12 protein-coding genes and 1 tRNA gene are annotated in these 18,365 nt (G+C 40.5%); 11 read left to right on the forward strand and 2 right to left on the reverse strand.

Features of this window, described 5'->3' with window-relative positions:
* The first annotated feature begins 2 nt into the window (after positions 1–2).
* The 6 genes from HQN83_RS24510 to HQN83_RS24535 all read left to right on the forward strand — a co-directional run bounded on the left by HQN83_RS24510 (position 3) and on the right by HQN83_RS24535 (position 5,079).
* Positions 3–1,502 (forward strand): GH3 auxin-responsive promoter family protein, encoded by a 1,500-nt coding sequence (locus tag HQN83_RS24510; RefSeq protein ID WP_173094299.1) that lies wholly within the window; start codon positions 3–5, stop codon positions 1,500–1,502.
* Positions 1,499–2,650 (forward strand): 1-deoxy-D-xylulose-5-phosphate reductoisomerase, encoded by a 1,152-nt coding sequence (locus tag HQN83_RS24515; protein WP_173094301.1) that lies wholly within the window; start codon positions 1,499–1,501, stop codon positions 2,648–2,650. Before HQN83_RS24510 ends, HQN83_RS24515 begins: the two co-directional genes overlap by 4 nt.
* A 39-nt stretch (positions 2,651–2,689) precedes the next feature.
* On the forward strand, positions 2,690–4,030 hold the full coding sequence (rseP, locus tag HQN83_RS24520; RefSeq protein WP_173094302.1) for an RIP metalloprotease RseP: 1,341 nt from the start codon (positions 2,690–2,692) through the stop codon (positions 4,028–4,030).
* A 6-nt stretch (positions 4,031–4,036) separates the two neighbouring features.
* The gene (gene hscB, locus HQN83_RS24525) at positions 4,037–4,570 is read left to right on the forward strand and encodes a Fe-S protein assembly co-chaperone HscB (RefSeq protein ID WP_173094304.1); all 534 of its coding nucleotides are present in this window, start codon (positions 4,037–4,039) and stop codon (positions 4,568–4,570) included.
* An 85-nt stretch (positions 4,571–4,655) separates the two neighbouring features.
* Entirely contained in the window at positions 4,656–4,955 is a 300-nt protein-coding gene (locus HQN83_RS24530; protein WP_173094305.1) for a DUF3817 domain-containing protein, read from the forward strand.
* A gap of 44 nt (positions 4,956–4,999) precedes the next feature.
* A tRNA-Leu gene (locus tag HQN83_RS24535) sits at positions 5,000–5,079 on the forward strand.
* A gap of 378 nt (positions 5,080–5,457) precedes the next feature.
* Here HQN83_RS24535 and HQN83_RS24540 read toward each other — a convergent pair.
* Positions 5,458–7,056: a solute:sodium symporter family transporter gene (locus tag HQN83_RS24540; protein ID WP_173094307.1), complete on the reverse strand. Its 1,599-nt coding sequence runs from the start codon at positions 7,054–7,056 to the stop codon at positions 5,458–5,460.
* Between the two features lie 9 nt (positions 7,057–7,065).
* Positions 7,066–8,082 (reverse strand): GntR family transcriptional regulator, encoded by a 1,017-nt coding sequence (locus HQN83_RS24545; protein WP_173094309.1) that lies wholly within the window; start codon positions 8,080–8,082, stop codon positions 7,066–7,068.
* A gap of 225 nt (positions 8,083–8,307) precedes the next feature.
* Here HQN83_RS24545 and HQN83_RS24550 point away from each other — a divergent pair, with 225 nt between their 5' ends.
* The 5 genes from HQN83_RS24550 (at position 8,308) to HQN83_RS24570 (ending at position 18,166) form a co-directional block, all read left to right on the forward strand.
* Positions 8,308–11,391 carry a SusC/RagA family TonB-linked outer membrane protein gene (locus HQN83_RS24550; RefSeq protein WP_173094311.1) on the forward strand — a complete coding sequence of 1,028 codons (3,084 nt, stop codon included), beginning with the start codon at positions 8,308–8,310 and terminating at the stop codon, positions 11,389–11,391.
* A gap of 18 nt (positions 11,392–11,409) precedes the next feature.
* Positions 11,410–13,068 (forward strand): RagB/SusD family nutrient uptake outer membrane protein, encoded by a 1,659-nt coding sequence (locus HQN83_RS24555; RefSeq protein WP_173094313.1) that lies wholly within the window; start codon positions 11,410–11,412, stop codon positions 13,066–13,068.
* Between the two features lie 128 nt (positions 13,069–13,196).
* Positions 13,197–15,185 (forward strand): glucosidase family protein, encoded by a 1,989-nt coding sequence (locus HQN83_RS24560; protein ID WP_173094315.1) that lies wholly within the window; start codon positions 13,197–13,199, stop codon positions 15,183–15,185.
* A gap of 4 nt (positions 15,186–15,189) precedes the next feature.
* A complete protein-coding gene (locus tag HQN83_RS24565) occupies positions 15,190–16,569 on the forward strand; it encodes a hypothetical protein (protein WP_173094317.1) in 1,380 nt (459 codons plus the stop codon).
* A 112-nt stretch (positions 16,570–16,681) separates the two neighbouring features.
* On the forward strand, positions 16,682–18,166 hold the full coding sequence (locus HQN83_RS24570) for a sulfatase family protein (RefSeq protein WP_173094319.1): 1,485 nt from the start codon (positions 16,682–16,684) through the stop codon (positions 18,164–18,166).
* The last annotated feature ends 199 nt before the right edge of the window (positions 18,167–18,365 follow it).

Below are 18,365 nucleotides of genomic sequence, written 5' to 3' on the forward strand. Positions count from 1 at the left end.
TTATGGGATTAAAAGCGGCATTAAGTAAACCGTTTGCGGCCTTTATTGTAAAAGGCATCAATAAATGGAAAAAAAATGCAGTGGGGGCACAGAAGGAAACTTTAAGTCAACTCATTGATTCTGCAAAAAATACGGCCTTTGGTAAAGATCATGGTTTTGCTGCTGTTAAAACTTATGAGGATTTTAAAAAGGCAGTGCCTGTTAGAGATTACGAAGAGTTAAGACCTTATATTGAAAGAGTAGTTGCAGGTGAGCCTGATGTAATGTGGAAGGGTAAACCCCTTTACTTTGCAAAAACATCCGGTACTACATCTGGCGTTAAATATATTCCGCTTTCTAAAGAATCAGTACCCGAGCATGTTAAGGCTGCCCGTAATGCTTTACTTACCTATATTCATGAAACGGGAAACACCAGTTTTATTAATGGTAAGATGATCTTTTTACAGGGAAGCCCGGTATTGAGTAAAAAGAACGGTATTAACGTGGGTAGACTTTCTGGTATTGTAGCTCATTTGGTTCCAGCTTATTTGCAGAAAAATCGCTTGCCTTCTTATGCTACAAACTGTATTGATGATTGGGAGCAAAAGGTTGATGCCATAGTTGAGGAAACCTTTAATGAAGATATGACCCTGATTTCGGGGATACCACCGTGGGTACAAATGTATTTTGACAGGCTTACGCAAAAATCCGGAGGTAAAAAGATTAAAGACATCTTTAAGAATTTTAGCCTGTTTGTGTATGGGGGAGTTAATTACGAACCTTATCGTGCTAAAATAGAAGAAAGCATAGGCAGGAAAATCGATACCATTGAAACTTATCCGGCATCAGAGGGATTTATCGCTTATCAGGACAGTCAGCAAGATAAAAGCTTATTGTTATTGGCAAATGCAGGTATATTCTATGAGTTTATTCCGGCAGATGAGTATTACAACGACAATCCTTTAAGGGTTAGTCTGGAGGATGTTGAGCTTGAAAAGAATTACGCTTTGATACTCAATACAAACGCTGGTTTGTGGGGGTATAGCATTGGAGATACCGTTAAGTTTGTATCTAAGAACCCATATAAAATATTGGTTACCGGACGTATTAAGCATTTTATCTCCGCTTTTGGCGAACATGTAATTGGCGAAGAGGTAGAACATGCTTTACTTACTGTAGCTAATGAAGAAGGTGTTGGTATTACAGAATTTACAGTGGCCCCTCAGGTAGAGACTCCACAGGGTGAATTGCCTTATCATGAGTGGTTTGTAGAGTTTTCTAATCCCCCAAAGGATCTGGATGCTTTCAGTAAAAAAGTAGACGAAGCACTACAAAAGAAGAATATTTACTATTTTGACCTCATTGAGGGGAAAATACTGCAACCTCTGATCATTCGCTCCTTACAGAAGGATGCTTTTGTGAACTTTATGCGTAGTCAGGGTAAGCTTGGCGGACAGAATAAAGTTCCAAGATTATCGAACGACAGAAAGATTGCAGATAATTTAAGTAGTTTTATAAATTGAAGAACATATCCATTTTAGGCGCAACTGGTTCAATAGGAACACAGGCCTTAGAAGTTATTGAGGCAAATCCTGGATTGTATAAGGTTACGTCGCTTACAGCACAATCAAACGCTGATTTATTAATTGCCCAGGCTTTAAAGTTTAAGCCTTTGATGGTTGTTATTGGCGATGAAAATAAATATCAGTCAGTAAAAGCAGCCTTGGCAAGTACAGGGATCAAAGTTTTGGCCGGTGAAGATGCGTTGTGTGAAGCTGCGAGTTTGGCAGAAACAGATTTAGTGCTTACTGCGATAGTGGGCTCTGTTGGTTTAAAGCCAACTATTGCTGCTATAAAAGCTAAAAAGGACATCGGGCTAGCCAATAAAGAAACACTGGTAGTTGCAGGCGATTTGATAACTGACCTGGCTAAAGAGCATGGCGTAAAAATTATTCCTGTGGATTCTGAGCACTCGGCAATTTTCCAATGCCTGGTAGGCGAGGCTTTCAATACCATTGAAAAGATTTACTTGACTGCTTCGGGCGGGCCATTTAGAGGTAAAGAGCGCGATTTTTTAGCCAATGTTACAAAAGTAGAGGCGCTTAAACATCCCAATTGGGTAATGGGGGCAAAGATCACTATTGATTCTGCTTCTCTAATGAATAAAGGGCTAGAGGTTATTGAAGCAAAGTGGTTGTTTGATCTGGACGTAGAACAGATAGATGTAATTGTACACCCACAATCTATTGTACATTCGTTGGTGCAATTTAATGACGGCTCTATGAAAGCACAGATGGGCTTGCCTGATATGAAATTGCCAATTCATTACGCTTTTGCATATCCAGATAGAATAAGTAGCAGTTTTAAACGTTTCAATTTCATGGATTATCCTGAGCTAACGTTCTCACAAGCTGACAGAAGTACTTTTAGAAATCTTGATCTTGCATTTGAAGCTTTACGCAGAGCTGGAAATATGCCTTGTATTATTAATGCTGCCAATGAAGTGGTGGTAAATGCCTTTTTACAAAATCAGATTGGCTTCCTGGAAATGAGCGATATTATAGAGCAGTGTATGTCTGATATCAGCTTTATAGCCAAGCCAACACTCAATAATTATTTAGAAACCGACGAGCTTACACGTATATTTGCGGGTGAGCTAGTAACAAAATAAGTTTTTTACAGTCAAATTTAGAAACATTTAAAATCATATATGAGCGGATTGATTATGGCGGCCCAGTTACTTCTGGGATTATCGATATTAGTTATTTTACACGAATTAGGACATTTTCTTGCAGCACGTGCTTTTGGAATTAAGGTAGAGAAGTTTTACCTGTTTTTTGACGCCTGGGGCGTTAAACTATTTAGTTTTAAAAAGGGCGACTGTGAGTATGGTATTGGCTGGTTGCCTTTAGGTGGCTATGTTAAAATAGCGGGTATGATAGATGAATCTATGGATACCGAGCAAATGAATCAACCTGCTCAACCTTGGGAATTCAGGTCTAAACCAGCTTGGCAGCGCTTAATAGTAATGCTGGGTGGTGTTATTGTAAACGTTGTTGTAGGTATCTTGATTTTCTGGATGCTAACCTTTAAATACGGTGAAACATTTATTCCAAACAGCGCTGTACAGAATGGTATTAACCCAGGCAGTATCGGTAAAGAAATCGGACTTCAAAAAGGAGATAAGGTAATTGCTATTAATGGCAATAAAGTGATTCGCTTTGATGAATTGGTTAGTTCAAAAGTTTTACTTGGAAACACAAACTTAACTGTTATCCGTGGAGACAGAACGCTGGATATTAAAGTGCCTGAGAATATCTTAAATAGAATTTCTGAGCCTGATATGGGAATTGAATCATTTATCAGCAGGATGCCTCTTTTAAGTACCAGAATAGATAGTATCGTGGCAGGAAAGACGGCTGAGAAAGCAGGCTTAAAAAAAGGTGATAAAATTACTTCTGTAAATGGTATACCTATGAAGTATGATGTTGATTTCAGATCAATTGTTCCAAAATATAAAGGTAAAACGGTAGATCTAGGTATTGATAGAGGTACAGAGAAGTTGTCTGTTAAAGTTCCGGTTGATACTTCTGGTACTGTGGGTATTGCGTTTATTCCTACAAGCCAGATAAAAGAAGAAACCATTAATTACGGTCTTTTTGCTTCGCTTCCAATTGGAGCTACTCAAGCTTGGAAAGTTTTTAGTGATAATGGTAAAGGAATTTGGAAAGTGCTTACTGGTAAAATCCAGGCAAACAAGGCATTTTCAGGCCCTGTAGAGATCGCACGTAAAGTTTATGGCGGAGAGTGGGTTTGGGCTAGATTCTGGGCCTCAACAGGCTTTATTTCTATTGCTTTGGCATTTATGAACTTGTTGCCTATTCCTGCTTTGGATGGTGGACATGTTGTTTTCCTGGTTGTTGAGATGATTAAAGGAAAACCACTTGGTGATAAATTTATGGAACGTGCTCAAATGGTTGGTTTTGTTCTTTTATTATCATTAATGGTCTTTGTGCTCGGTAACGACATATTTAAGGCCATAATGCATTAGGTTCTTATGACTGATTATTTTGCATTTTATGGCTTACCATTAAGTTTTAATCCTGATGCTGCTCTTGTAAAACAAAAGTTTTATGAGTTCAGTAAGAAGTATCATCCTGATTTTTATATCAATGAGAGTGATGAGAAACAGGCTGAAGTATTGGAATTAAGTACAGTAAACAATAAAGCATATCAGGTTCTAAGTGATCCTCAGAAAAGGTTGCATTATATTTTGGAATTGAAAGGCTTATTAAAAGAAGGGGAGAACTATGTTTTACCGCAAAGCTTTTTAATGGATATGATGGACATTAATGAGGCATTGATGGATCTACAGTTTGATCCTGACCCTGTAAGGTTGGCAGGATTGAAAGAAGATGTTAATGGTGTAGAGAAAGGCCTGTCGGAGGAAATTATCTCGCTAACGACCTCTTTTGATGCTCAGGACGCTGATGAACAGAATAAAACTCTTATCGCGGTAAAAGATCTTTATTACCGTAACAAATACTTGCTAAGGCTTAGGGAAAGTATTGCTAATGCATCTGCTTTATAGGCTTGGCTGTTAAATCATTGTAAAAAAGTAAAATGCTACTTTTTTACAATGATTGTTTGGATACCTTTGCCGAAAATCCACACATATGAACACATTATCTATTTTTAGAAAAGTTGCCGTTGCAGAAGGACTTTCATACGTCTTTTTGGTATTTATTGCTATGCCCCTAAAGTACTGGGCCGACTTGCCTTTGGCTGTAAAATATACAGGTTGGGCTCATGGCGTTTTATTTGTGCTTTATATGGTTATTTTAATTATGGCATGGCAAGAGTACAAATGGAACCTTAAAAAGGTGGTACTCATAGGGTTTGCGTCTTTATTGCCATTTGCCCCTTTTTTGGTAGATAAAAGACTTAAAAAAGATAATTTAAATAAGTCTTGGTAATTAGTTTTTCAATTAATACATTTGCATCCCGCTAATAAGCAAACGCCCAGCTGGCGGAATTGGTAGACGCGCTGGTCTCAAACACCTGTGGGAAACCGTGCCGGTTCGACTCCGGCGCTGGGTACAGATCCCTCTTTACGAAAGTTGAGAGGGATTTTTGGTTAAAATCATCTTTTAAAGCTCTCAAATTGTGTTTTTTTGGTTCGACCTTCGGTTAAGGTAAGTTGTTAATAGCAACCGTACTAAATTCGAACCACGCGTCGAATTTGCTTTATGTAACTGTTATATAAAAAGAACAGATATTAACATGGATTGTCTCTTACCTGCACTGGAGAATCCGTTGTCCCAGACCATTTAATTTTGGGCTATTTTGATCACTTTTGTAATTTATTATAATTATTAAATAGGCAGATTTTTTGATGCTTTATAGCCCGAAATTTCCACGTACCGCTCAAAGTAGGTTCTAATAGAATTCTAGAACCGGAGGCTATCCTATTTTTACTCATGTTGCAATCCCTGTTTTAGAAAAGACCACGAATAAAATGATCATAACTAGTAATAAAAGTCCGTTAATCCAATGCCGGTTTTTCCATGGCTTTAAATCTACTGTTTGTTTATTTTGAGCAACATAAGCGGTTTCCATAGGAAGTAATTTTCCGATGATGAGCATAATAGCAGTAGTTAGTAAAAAGAGAATGGCCAGGACATGTAGAAAATGGATACCTGTATCGAATACAATTTGGGTAAGGATGTAACCTGCAAAGCAAAATGCAAGTCCAATTTTAGCGGCAATAGGAGGTACCCGTTTTGTGACAAAGCCAACAAACATAATGGTAAAGATAGGGATGCTGAAAGCTGCATTTATCTTCTGCATAAAGGTATAAAAGCTGTCGGTAGAGAAAATGATCAGGGGCGCAATAAACATCGCCAGTAAGGAAGCAAACATTTCAAATCTCTTTGAGTTTTTGAGCATATTGGCTTCTGTAACAACCATTCCTTTTTTTTCTTTGAAGGGTTTGTAGAGGTTCAATATAAACAAAGTACTGGCACTGTTAAGCCCCGGCGAAAAGGAAGTGATTGCTGCGCCAAAAATAACTGCTGCAATGAAACCACTTAAGATAGGAGGAGATACATCGCTTACGACTCTTGAAAACACCTCGGTGGTGTTTTGCATGTTGCTATACAGGTGAACAGCAATGATTCCAGGTAAGATAAAGAGTAATGGGCCAAGCAGCTTTCCTGCACAGGCAAGCGCAATGCCTTTTTGACTGGTTTTTAGATCTGATGATGCAAGTGCTTGTTGAACGATTACCTGTTCTGTGCCCCAGTAAAAAAGGTTCATTAAGATCATTCCTGTAAAAATTGTAGAGAAGGGAACAGCATCGGCAGATGTACCTATAGAATTAAAATGTTCCGTTTTTGAGGTAAGGATGGTGTGGATGCCCAATTGTAGGCTGCCATTGCCCACATGACTCAATCCGAAGTAAGCCAGTAACAATGCCCCGGTAAACATACAGATTCCCAAAACAAGGTCTGAGATCACAATGGCCTTTAACCCACCCAAAATAGAATATAAACTACCTACAAGACCGATGCACCAAACCAGAATCCAGATGCTGCTTGCATAACTGATGTGCCATATATCAGAAAAATGAAACAAGCCATTCAGGGCAACTGCACCACTGTAAAGTACTATAGGCAGCAGGTTTACCATGTAGCTGATCAGAAACAGGAAGGAAACCAGTTTCTTGGTGCCAGCGTCATACCTGTTCTCCAGAAAATCCGGAGTGGTGGACATGGCGCCTTTTAAATACACGGGAATCACAAATTCGGAAACAACCAGCATGGCAAATACGGAGCTTATTCCCCAGGCCATTACCGTCATGTTGTTCACGTAAACCGATTCGCTGCTCCCTACAAATTCTGCGGCGCTGATGTTCGTGAAAAATAAGGCACTGCCTACAGCAGTAAAACTTAAGGTGCGGTTGGCCAGAAAAAGACCTGCGGAGGTCGTAATTTTATGCTTTCTGGTTTTGAACCAGGAAATCACTCCTACAAGGAAGGTAACAGCAATAAAGGTGACAAAAGCCGTTGTATTCATCTGAGCAGGTTAAAGTGATTTTCTTCTGATCAGTACGGTAGGTATGGTTTCCTGTACTTTTTCTTTTTTCAATACCGCCTGTGCCACTTTTATGCCCATTAAAGAGAAATCGGCAGAGTAGGTGGTGATGCCACCACCAATGATTTCTTTAACCACCTCATCGTTATGCGACAAGATGCCGATATCTTTGCCTGGCTGTAATTGTTTTGCTTCGCAATCTTTAAGTATTTTCCATATTTCGGAGTTGTTTAGGGTAAAATAAACCTTTCCCTTTTCTACGCTTCCGGGCTCATATTCGTTTAAGATTCTCGTGTTGACCTTGAAATCTTTAGTGAATCTCTTAAATGCTTTAATGATCTCAACCGGATCCAGCGAACCGGGTATATGGAAAAAGATCATTTCATCAAATTTCTTTATGGTTTCTGCCAGTTCTGCCAATACCCCATAGGTAGACCGTTCAAATTCCTGGGTAATGTAGTTAAACTCACCTTTAAGTGGTTCGTAGCGATCAAACATGATGAACTTATTGCTGGGTAGCATCTCCAGCAGGTGTTTGGTTTTGGGGTGAGGTATCGGAGAAATCACGTATACACCATACTTACCTTTAATCATATCCAGCATGGTTTCGAACATGGTGATGTTGCCATGGTGAAAAAAAACATCGATATGCACATTTGGACCCAGTTCGTTTCTGAAGTTTCGGTAAAATTGTTCCTGAAAGGAGTCGATCAGGTACATGAGCAGCGCCACCTTTAAAGTTTGTTCCGTGTCGTCATTTGCAACAAAGTATCCGAGTCTGTTTTTTGATTCTACAATTCCACGGCTGATGAGCTCTCGATAGCCTTTCATTACCGTTTCCCTTGCAAAGCCAAGCTTTTTGATCAGGACGTTTATAGAGGGTAGTGCCTCTCCCTTAGAAATGATTCTTTCGTCGATAGCATTAATTATACCCTGTACAAATTGCTCGTGTTTGGAATAAGAAGGTACTTCGTCAAGTTCCTGTATTTTTTCAAAGATGGTTATCATATTGGTAGGTTGGGCTACACTAGTCTATAGGTGTAAAAAATCTTGTTTATCTTTTTTTTACAAGGTAATAATTTTTTGATTAATCATTAAGCACAAATTAAGGTAGTTATGAAACTAAAATTTGCAATTATAAAAAAACTTCCTTTATATTTACTTATTGATAGAACAGTATAGACTAGACTAGTAGATATACTGTACTGTTACTAACCAAAAATAAAACCAAATATGAACGTGAAACTTACTATCCAAAAGGTAGGCTATCCTGATTCACTCCGGAAAAAGCTTATGCTATTACTGCTCTTTTTTGTTTTTTATGTCCATGCATTTGCGCAACAGCAGATCACAGGAAAGGTAACGGACAATAATATTGGCTTACCAAATGCCACGGTACGGGTAAAGGGAACCCAGCTAGGTACCAAAACAGATGGTGACGGGAAATTTAAACTGAGTGTCCCGGATAATGCGGTACTAATTTTTAGCTATATTGGATTTACAGATCAGGAGATCGCCCTGAATGGCAGGAAGCACATTGAAGTGCAACTTACGGAGGCAGTCGGCTCCGGACTTAATGAAATCGTGGTTGTGGGCTACGGAACCAAGAAACGTGCAAACCTCACCGGAGCTGTCGCGACCATTAGTGGTGCGGAATTAGCCAAATCACCATCGACCAACCTGACCAACTCCATTGCGGGTCAGGTTCCAGGGTTGATTGTAAATGCCAGAAGCGGTGAGCCGGGTAATGACAATGCGGATATATTTGTTCGTGGGAAAGGTACCCTTGGTAATTCAGGTGCTTTGGTGGTTATCGATGGGATTCCGGATAGGGCAGGTGGTTTCGCCAGGTTAAATCCGGCCGATATCGAATCATTTAGTATCATAAAAGATGCAAGCGCAGCTATTTATGGTGCAAGAGCGGCTAATGGCGTTATTCTGATCACTACAAAAAGAGGTAAGTCAGGTAAGCCGGTACTTACACTTGGGACCAATTGGACCAGCACCCAGCCAACCCGAGTTCCTCAGATGCTGAGTTCCTACCAGTATGCACAGGCAACAAACGAATATGATGCCCTGGTAGGGCAGCAGCTTACCTGGAAGCCGGAGGATATTGAAAAATTCCGTGATGGTTCTGATCCGTTAGGGCATCCAAACAGCAACTGGTGGGATGCCATAATGAAGAAACGCGCATTACAACAAAATCACATCATGTCGTTAAGCGGAGGAACAGATAAGGTAAGTTATTTCTTCTCTGGTCAGCATCAGAAACAAGATGGGATTTACAAACGAGATGCCGCCTATTACAAACAAGATCAGGCGAGGGCAAACGTGGATGTGAGTGTGACCGATAATTTTAAAATAGGAATTGATGTATCCTATCGCAATGAATTTCGTAATGCGGCAAAAAACGGTTATGATGCAGCTGGTGTTTTTAGGGAACTATGGCTAGCCTACCCTTATCTGACGCCAATTTATCCTAACGGACTTGTGGGTGTAGGTATTGGTGGCGGGCCGGATAACAGTATGGCATACATTACCTCGGGTGAGGCAGGATATTCGCGTTTTACGACCGATTATCTGCAAACCAAGGCCTCATTTAGCTGGAAGCTGGATAAGGTTACTCCAGGACTTTTTGTAGATGGTTATTATGCCTATGACAAAACCGCATCTAAAATAAAGGCCTTTACTAAAACACCTCCACCGGCATACAGGTATGACCCGGCTACAAAAGATTACGTAAAGGTAGCTTCATCAATAGCACCATCGCTTATTGAACAAAGAGGAGACCTCCGGGAGCGATTGCTCAATTTAAGGCTGGGGTACTCTAAAACCATTAGCGACCACACGTTTGACGCCTTTGTGGCCTTCGAAAGCTTCAAAGGAAATGCCGATACCCTTAATGCCTCAAGATCAAACTTTTTAAGCAACAGCCTCGATCAATTGTCAGCAGGGAGCCTTATTGGCCAGCAAAATTTTTCTGATGCTGCAAAAGCTGCCCGTATCAATTACATCAGTCGTTTATCATACAACTATAAAAGTAAGTACCTGATTGATTATACCATGCGTTACGATGGTTCACAAAACTTTCCTCAAGGAAAACGCTATGGTTTTTTTCCCGGGGTTTCTGCAGGATGGCGCATTTCTCAGGAAGACTTCTTTAAATCGGAAGTGATCAATGAGTTGAAACTGAGAGCCTCATGGGGTAGAACAGGTAACGACAGGGTGAGCGACTTCAATTACATTCAAAGGTATTTGCTGGGTACAGGTTATGGTTATTCACTGGGATCAGGGGCCTCACAGGTTTCCTCATTGATACTTGGGCCAACACCTAATCCTAACATTACCTGGGAGCTGGCTACTACCAGCGATATTGGCTTAGAATCACAGTTTTTTAATGGTAAACTGGGTGTCAATGTAGATGTATTCAGGTCTATGCGTTCCAACATCCTGATCACTAGAAGTGAATCAGTTCCGGGTTATACCGGGCTGACCCTGCCAAATGAAAACCTAGGAAAAGTATTGAGCCGTGGTATTGAACTTGAAGCTACGCACAATAACAGGATCGGCAATTCCTTTACCTATAATATCAGGGGTAACATCACATTTGCCAGAAATAAGGTAATCTTTATGGATGAAGCAGCAAATATTCCTTCGTACCAGCGTAAAACAGGTATCCCTATTGATTCCTGGTTCCTGTATCAGTCAGATGGTATCTATCAGAATCAGCAGGAAATTGACAATAGTCCACACCCAGCAGGAACAGGTATAGGCGATATCAGGTATAAAGATGTAAACAATGATGGGGCTATAAATGACCTTGATAAAGTGAGGACGCCACTGGTACGTACGCCAGAGCTCATGTTTGGCTTGGCTTTAGGAGGATCATGGAAAAACATAGATGCCTCCGTTTTCTTCCAGGGACAGGCCAGGGCAAAATCCTACCTGGCACCTGCAGGATTAAACATGGCGACCGAGTTTTTTGACCAGAGATGGCAAAAACCTGGTGACACGAAATATCCAAGAAACTTTAGCGGTCCAACCGGAAGAACTTTTGGGGTAAATACACTTGAATCAGATCAGTGGTTAAGAGATGCTTCATTTGTAAGGCTCAAAAATGTAGAGTTGGGATATACTTTGCCAAAATCGGTATCCGAAAGGTTAAAGATGCAGAGTGCAAGAATTTATGTCAGCGGTACAAATCTGTTTTCTATCGACAAGTTCGGGCCGTCATTTGATCCGGAAGTGCCAAACAACTCAGGACAATACTATCCGCAACAGCGTTTGATCAATATTGGCGCAAACATCACTTTTTAAAAACTTATAAAGCATATCATGAAATTGAACATAAATAATTTTAAAATCAACAGCGCTGCTTTACTCGTTTGCACTGCGTTGATATTTGGAGGATGCAAAAAGGCATTAGACCTGCAACCTCTGGACTCTTATTCTGAAAAGGATGTTTGGTCGGATCCGAAACTGACCCAGGTTTTTGTGAACAACATTTACAATGAAACGGTGCTGGCCTACCAGAACGGAGGTTTTGGCTGGGCAGCGCAAACCGATGAGCTTTACGGGAACTTTAACTGGACCAATGAAAACCTGTACGTGCGCGGAGAAGCCACACCGGACAACCAGACCTCTGGTTCTTTGAACCATTGGAATAAAATGTATGCCTCTATCCGTTCCAGCAATATTTTCTTCACAAATATTGAAAAGCTATCCGGCGCAGATGAAGCAGTAAATACTATGAAGGGGGAGGTACATTTTTTAAGAGCACTGGCTTATTTTGAGCTGCTGAAAAGATTTGGTGGGGTACCGCTTATTGCAAAAGTTTATGATGTGAACGACAGGAGCTTTGATGAAAAAAGAGCCAGCTGGACAGAGACTAAAGACTTTATACTTACAGATATTGCTGAAGCGTTAAAAACATTGCCAGCGGTTTATCCCAACGACCCTGATAAAGGACGCGCAACAGCAGGGGCAGCACTCGCCTTAAAATCGAGATTATTGTTGTACGCTGCAAGTCCCTATTTTAATAAAACCAATGACAGACAATTGTGGGAAGATGCTAAACTGGCCGCAAAAGCAGTGATTGATTTTACCGGGGTAAAATATGCTTTGTATGGCAACGCAGCCAACGGTACCTATAATAAAACCTTTCTTGATTTCTTTAATCCGGAAATTATTTTTGGGAGGGTATATAGTGGTTTGGTGAAAGCTGATCGGTACAATACGGTAAGCAGAGATTTGAGTCCGAATGGCTATAATGGTTACAGTGCGTACAATGTTGTACAGCAGATGGTAGATGATTTTGAGATGGCCGATGGTACAAAGTTCAGCTGGAGCAATCCTGAGCAGGCAAAAAATCCTTATTTGAACAGGGAGCCTAGATTTTATGAGACCATATTGGCAAACAATCAGCAGTTTAAGGGAAGATTGACTGGTTTTTTTGAAGGAGGCGATGATTCTCCGCAAAGTCCTTATTCGCCATGGAATGCTTCGAAAACAAGGTACTGTGTGAGGAAGATGGTAGATGAGACCCATGACTGGAATGTTCAGGATTATGATGCTACCCAATGGGCGGTTTTCAGATTGTCGGAAATTTACCTGAACTATGCAGAGGCTTGTTCAGCACTGGGTGAAGACGGAGAGGCACTGACTTATCTGAACAAAATAAGAACGGAGAAAGCAGGCTTGCCTGTGGCTAGTGGTGCCGGAACAGCATTGATGGAAAAAATAAGACATGAGCGCAGGATTGAATTGTGCTTTGAAGGACATCGTTATTTTGACATCAGGCGATGGGGAATTGCAGAGGTGGGTTCGGAAGATGCCAAAGGTGTAATTATTAAAAAGCAAAGCAATGGTACGTTTACTTATGAGATCATGACGGTTCAGGAGCGTACCTGGGTTCCTAGTTTTTATTATTATCCAATTCCAAGGAGCGAAATACAAAAGAATCCAGCTATCATACAGAATCCAGATTACAAATAAATTTATAAGATAGATGCATGTTCGTTATGTAGCGAACACAGGCACATTACACCAACACATTCGTCATTCTGAAATAAATTTAGGATTGGTTTTAGGATGACGAGTGTTTATTTAATACCTAATTTAATATGAAATATTTCCCTATAAAAAGTTTATTATTTTTCCTGTTTCTGCTGTATGGCGTTACTGATGCGAATGGACAAAACCTGCGATGGTATTTGATGAAAAACGGAGGTATAGAATGGGCCGTGAAAAAAGGCGCAGCCCATACCGATCAGATTGAAATGAGTGGAAAGCAGATTTCAGCAATAATTACTTACGGTGTAGATGATAAAAGTAATTTCATATTAAAAAGGAAACTGGTGTTCCCAATGCTGCGTATAATCCCTAATGATACACGGGGAAGTCTGATCAGGGATTTTGATCAGACGATACCGTCAGTATCCATAAACGGGAAAGCAATAGAAGAGCAGCCTGATGCAATTTCATTTAATGGCGCTATAAAAGTGAAGTCGGCTATTGGAATGATAAGCTTTTCGCACGAGCTTTTCCCATCGGTTGATAAGCCCGCATTTATTGAGCAATGCATCTTTAAAAACAAGGGAACAAAAGCTGTTGAGATTACCATTCCAGAATTAGACAGGACAGATAGTACAAAGAAGAGCGAAGGGGTTTATGGAACTTACCTGTTAAATACTAAAATCTACGGATCGGGAAAATTCACCTTAAAGCCGGGCGAAGAGCAGTCCTATGCGATTGTTCATTCCGCAAGAAAAACCGCTGATCAGGCTTATGATTTCTCTTCGGAATATGAATCCTTAAAACGCAAAAAATTCATCACTGAAATTACCCAAGCGCTGGTGCTAAAAACTCCGGATGATACGCTGAACCAGATGTTCTCATTTGCGAAGATCAGGGCTACAGAAAGTATTTTTGATACCAAAGGAGGGCTGATGCATAGTCCGGGTGGTGGCTCTTATTATGCAGGAATCTGGGCAAATGACCAGGCCGAATATATGAATCCGCTATTTCCGTTTTTAGGTTATGCTGCAGGAAACGAAAGTGCGATGAATAGCTTTAGGATGTTTGCAAAATACATGAACGACCAGTACGAACCAATTCCCAGTTCCATTATTGCAGAGGGAGAAGGAATGTGGAATGGGGCGGGGGATCGTGGAGATATGGCCATGATTGCCTATGGTGCATCAAGATTTGCGCTTGCTTATGCTGATACTTCCGAAGCACGGAAATTGTGGCCGCTAATAGAATGGTGCCTGGAGTTTTCGAGAAGGAAGAAAAGTGCTGATGGTGTAATCGCATCCGATTCAGATGAGTTGGAGGGTAGGTTTCCTGCAGGGAAAATAAACTTGTCGACCAATACACTTGCTTATGGCGCACTGATCAGTGCCTCGGATCTTGCAGCTACGCTGGGCGAAAAAGCTGTGTCAGAAAAATTAGCTAAGGAAGCTATTGCCCTGAGAACAGCCATTGAGAAGTATTTTGGTGCAAAAGTACAGGGGTATAATACCTATCGTTATTTTGACGGAAATGATAAACTAAGGTCGTGGATAGGTATGCCATTAGTAATGGGGCTATACACCAGAAAAGCAGAAACTGCAAAAGCATTGCTATCACAGCATTTGTGGACCAAAGATGGGATGCTTACTGAATCGGGATCGAAGACGTTTTGGGACCGCTCACTTTTATATGCCGTTCGGGGATTGTTTAATGCAGGCATAACCGATACCACGCTGAAATACCTGAAATATTATACCTCAAAACGTTTGCTTGGTGAGCATGTCCCTTATGCTGTTGAGGCCTGGCCTGAGGGAGACCAGCGTCATTTAGCGGCAGAGAGCGGTTTGTATTGCAGGGCCATAACAGAAGGATTGTTTGGGATGCAGCCTAAAAGCTTTAAGTCGTTTTTATTGCTGCCTTATCTTCCTGCAGGTTGGAAAGAAATGTCGCTAAATCATATCAGGGCTTTTGATAAAGATTTTAACATTACGGTGGTTAGGGCTGGTCAGAAACTAAAAATTATTGTAGAACAAGCCGGTAGTAAAAAGCAGGAAATCAACTGGGACGGACTAAAGGCAGTAGAAATAAACTTATACTAAACACATGAAAAGAAACCTTTTTGTATACTTATTACTTTGCCTTTGCTGCAGCGCATATGCCCAAAATGGCGGAGTAACTTTTACATCATCAGATGCTGCATTGCAGACTGCCTTCGGCAGGGCGAAAGAAATGGCGTTAAGCTATAAAGGAAAACCAGGTGACCCGGTGGGCCCATGGTATGAATCGGCATTACCCCCCAGATCAGCATTTTGCATGCGCGATGTAGCACATCAGAGTATTGGGGGAGAGATTTTAGGATTGAACAAGGAGAACAAAAATATGCTTAGGCTATTTGTGAGCAATATATCAGCATCAAAAGACTGGTGTTCTTACTGGGAAATTAACCATTTGGGCAAACCTGCGGTTGAGGATTACCGTAATGATAAAGAGTTCTGGTATAACCTGAATGCGAACTTTGATGTGTTGACTACCAACTGGAAATTGTATCTGTGGACCGGTGATGAAGAATACATTAAAGGCGCTGCTTTTGAAAATTTTCATGAAAAGTCTGTTACTTCATTTATTGACAGTTGGGTATTGCAGGCTGATTCATTATTGAGCAGGCCGACCCATCCAAATGCTCCTGTGCCTTTTAATGATGAAGATTCCTTTCATCGCTGTCGCGGTTTACCTTCTTATTCTGAAGGGGTGCCTAATATTAAAATGGGAGTAGATTTGATAGGAGCAATATACAGAGGGCTGATGTCGTACGCTTCGATACTCGATGTGAAAGGTAAGGCTAAGGAAGCCAAATTGTACAGGAAAAAAGCTGCAGCATATCAGAAAAGCATAGATGATTTGTGGTGGAACGAATCTGCTTCACTTTATAACACCTATTATTCGACTGACCACAAGTTTGGAATGGAAGAAGGAGAAACCTTTTTGCTGTGGTTTGACGCATTGAAAGACGGCGATAGAAAAGAAAAGACCATACAGCACTTATTGTCTAAGGATTGGAATGTAGAAAATCTATCGTACTTTCCATTGATCATGTATCAGAATGGACAAGCCGAAAAGGCTTACAACTATATGCTTCATTTGACCAATCCTGAAACGAAAAGAAGGGAATATCCTGAGGTGTCCTATGGGGTAGTTAAAGGTTTTGTAGAAGGATTGATGGGTTTAGAAGCAGATGCGAGATTTGATCGCATCACGACTTTGTATCGAGGTAAAAAAGAGAGTATATCGGAGATTAAAGATGTACCTGTGCTGAAGACATTGATTACGGTAAAGCATGTAGGGAATAAAAGATCCAGACTAACTAATAATGGTAAAAAGAAAGTCTTGTGGCAGCCCAGGTTTATAAATGATCAGGGAAAATTGATTATTAAAACTGCAGTTTGGGTGCAGCCGAAAACTTTTAAAGAAATTAGCCAGATCTAAATTGAAGTGATAGATTGATGTTTCAGTCTGCATACAATGAAGTGTGTTTTAAATATTAGATGAATATATTGTAATGATTAGATTTTTAAATGCTAAGGTTATTTGTTTTCTTATGGCACTAGCGCCAGGCTTAGTGTTGGCGCAAAAACGGGAATCCAAACCTAATGTGATTGTTATTTACGCTGACGATTTGGGTTATGGTGATGTTGGGGCATATGGTGCTACAAAAATTAAAACCCCTAATTTGGATCGTTTGTCCAAGAGCGGCATTCGTTTTACAAATGCACATTCCTCTTCGGCAACATGTACACCTTCTCGTTATGCTTTGATGACAGGTAATTATCCTTGGCGGGTTAAGGGGACTGAAATCTTATCCGGTGATGCAGCGCTGATTATCCCTTTGGATAAAATCACCTTACCTAAGCTGTTCAAGAATGCAGGCTATACTACTGCTATTGTTGGGAAATGGCATTTGGGTTTAGGTGAGGGAGTGAAAAAAGACTGGAGCACCAGGGTGTCGCCTGGACCCAATGAAACAGGGTTTGATTATTCATTCATTTTTCCGGCCACAGCAGATAGGGTGCCTACCGTTTTTATGGAAAATCAGCGTGTAGTGGCTCTAGATCCTAATGACCCTATTGAGGTCGATTATAGAAATAAGGTGGGCAATGATCCAACCGGAAAAGACAATCCCGAATTGTTAAAGATGAAAGCTTCTCCTGATCATGGTCATGACAATACGATTGTAAATGGAATTGGTAGGATTGGTTTTATGAGTGGTGGACACAGTGCAAGGTGGGTGGATGAGGAAATTTCTACTACCTTTTTAACCGTGGCTAAAAACTATATGAAACGAAATGTTAATCGGGCATTTTTTCTATATTTTCCGGTGACAGAGCCTCATGTTCCGAGAATGCCAGCTACAATGTTTAAGGGCAAGAGCGGGCTTGGTTATCGTGGTGATGCAATTTTACAATTAGACTGGACAGTTGGGCAAATTCTGGATGAGGTGGAGACTCTGGGGATTAAAGAGAATACGATTATTGTTTTTAGTAGTGATAATGGTCCGGTATTGAATGATGGGTATCAAGACGGAGCAGTAACGCAACGAAATGGTCATCTGCCTGCGGGGGTTTTGCGAGGCACTAAAGGTAGCGTTTTTGAAGCCGGAACTCGGATTCCTTTTATGATATCAGGACCTAACATTGCAAAAGGTAAGGTGTCTAATGCACTTATTGGGCAAATCGATCTTTTGGCTTCGTTTTCTAATCTGTTGAAACAAAATGTGCCTGTTGGTGAGGCAAAGGATAGTCAGGATTTATGGAGTACGCTGTCTGGATCTACAAAAACTGGCCGCAAAATCTACGTGGAGCATTCGGAAGGTTTGGCGCTTGTTAAAGGGGATTGGAAATACATTGAACCTAATGCTGGAGTTTCTTATAGAAAGTCAACGGACACTGAAACTGGTAATTCTCCAGAACCGCAATTGTACAATTTAGCAGAGGATATTGGAGAGAAAAATAATCTTGCTAAAAAGTTTCCTGAAAAATTGAAAGAGCTGCAGAAATTATTGCAGCTAGAAAAGGATAAGAAATAGATTGATGATGTGTTAGTGGAGATTCCGCTGACTCAGTTCTCCCTCATTTTTGTTGATTGAACCCTAAGTGTATATTTTAGAGATAGTGGCTCTTCCTCCAGTAACACCGAACTTTAGAAAGTTAAAATTTAGGTTGTAATATTATTCTAATATTACAACCTAAATTTTGTTTTGAATTGTGATGTGATATTGTTTTTTT

The organism is Pedobacter foliorum, from assembly GCF_013266735.1.
GTDB lineage: Bacteria > Bacteroidota > Bacteroidia > Sphingobacteriales > Sphingobacteriaceae > Pedobacter > Pedobacter foliorum.

Coding starts and splice junctions, on each gene's coding strand:
- HQN83_RS24510 (WP_173094299.1), top strand. CDS start 3: ATGGGATTAAAAGCGGCATTAAGTAAACCGTTTGCGGCCTTTATTGTA.
- rseP (WP_173094302.1), top strand. CDS start 2,690: ATGAGCGGATTGATTATGGCGGCCCAGTTACTTCTGGGATTATCGATA.
- hscB (WP_173094304.1), top strand. CDS start 4,037: ATGACTGATTATTTTGCATTTTATGGCTTACCATTAAGTTTTAATCCT.
- HQN83_RS24530 (WP_173094305.1), top strand. CDS start 4,656: ATGAACACATTATCTATTTTTAGAAAAGTTGCCGTTGCAGAAGGACTT.
- HQN83_RS24540 (WP_173094307.1), bottom strand. CDS start 7,056: ATGAATACAACGGCTTTTGTCACCTTTATTGCTGTTACCTTCCTTGTA.
- HQN83_RS24545 (WP_173094309.1), bottom strand. CDS start 8,082: ATGATAACCATCTTTGAAAAAATACAGGAACTTGACGAAGTACCTTCT.
- HQN83_RS24550 (WP_173094311.1), top strand. CDS start 8,308: ATGAACGTGAAACTTACTATCCAAAAGGTAGGCTATCCTGATTCACTC.
- HQN83_RS24555 (WP_173094313.1), top strand. CDS start 11,410: ATGAAATTGAACATAAATAATTTTAAAATCAACAGCGCTGCTTTACTC.
- HQN83_RS24560 (WP_173094315.1), top strand. CDS start 13,197: ATGAAATATTTCCCTATAAAAAGTTTATTATTTTTCCTGTTTCTGCTG.
- HQN83_RS24565 (WP_173094317.1), top strand. CDS start 15,190: ATGAAAAGAAACCTTTTTGTATACTTATTACTTTGCCTTTGCTGCAGC.
- HQN83_RS24570 (WP_173094319.1), top strand. CDS start 16,682: ATGGCACTAGCGCCAGGCTTAGTGTTGGCGCAAAAACGGGAATCCAAA.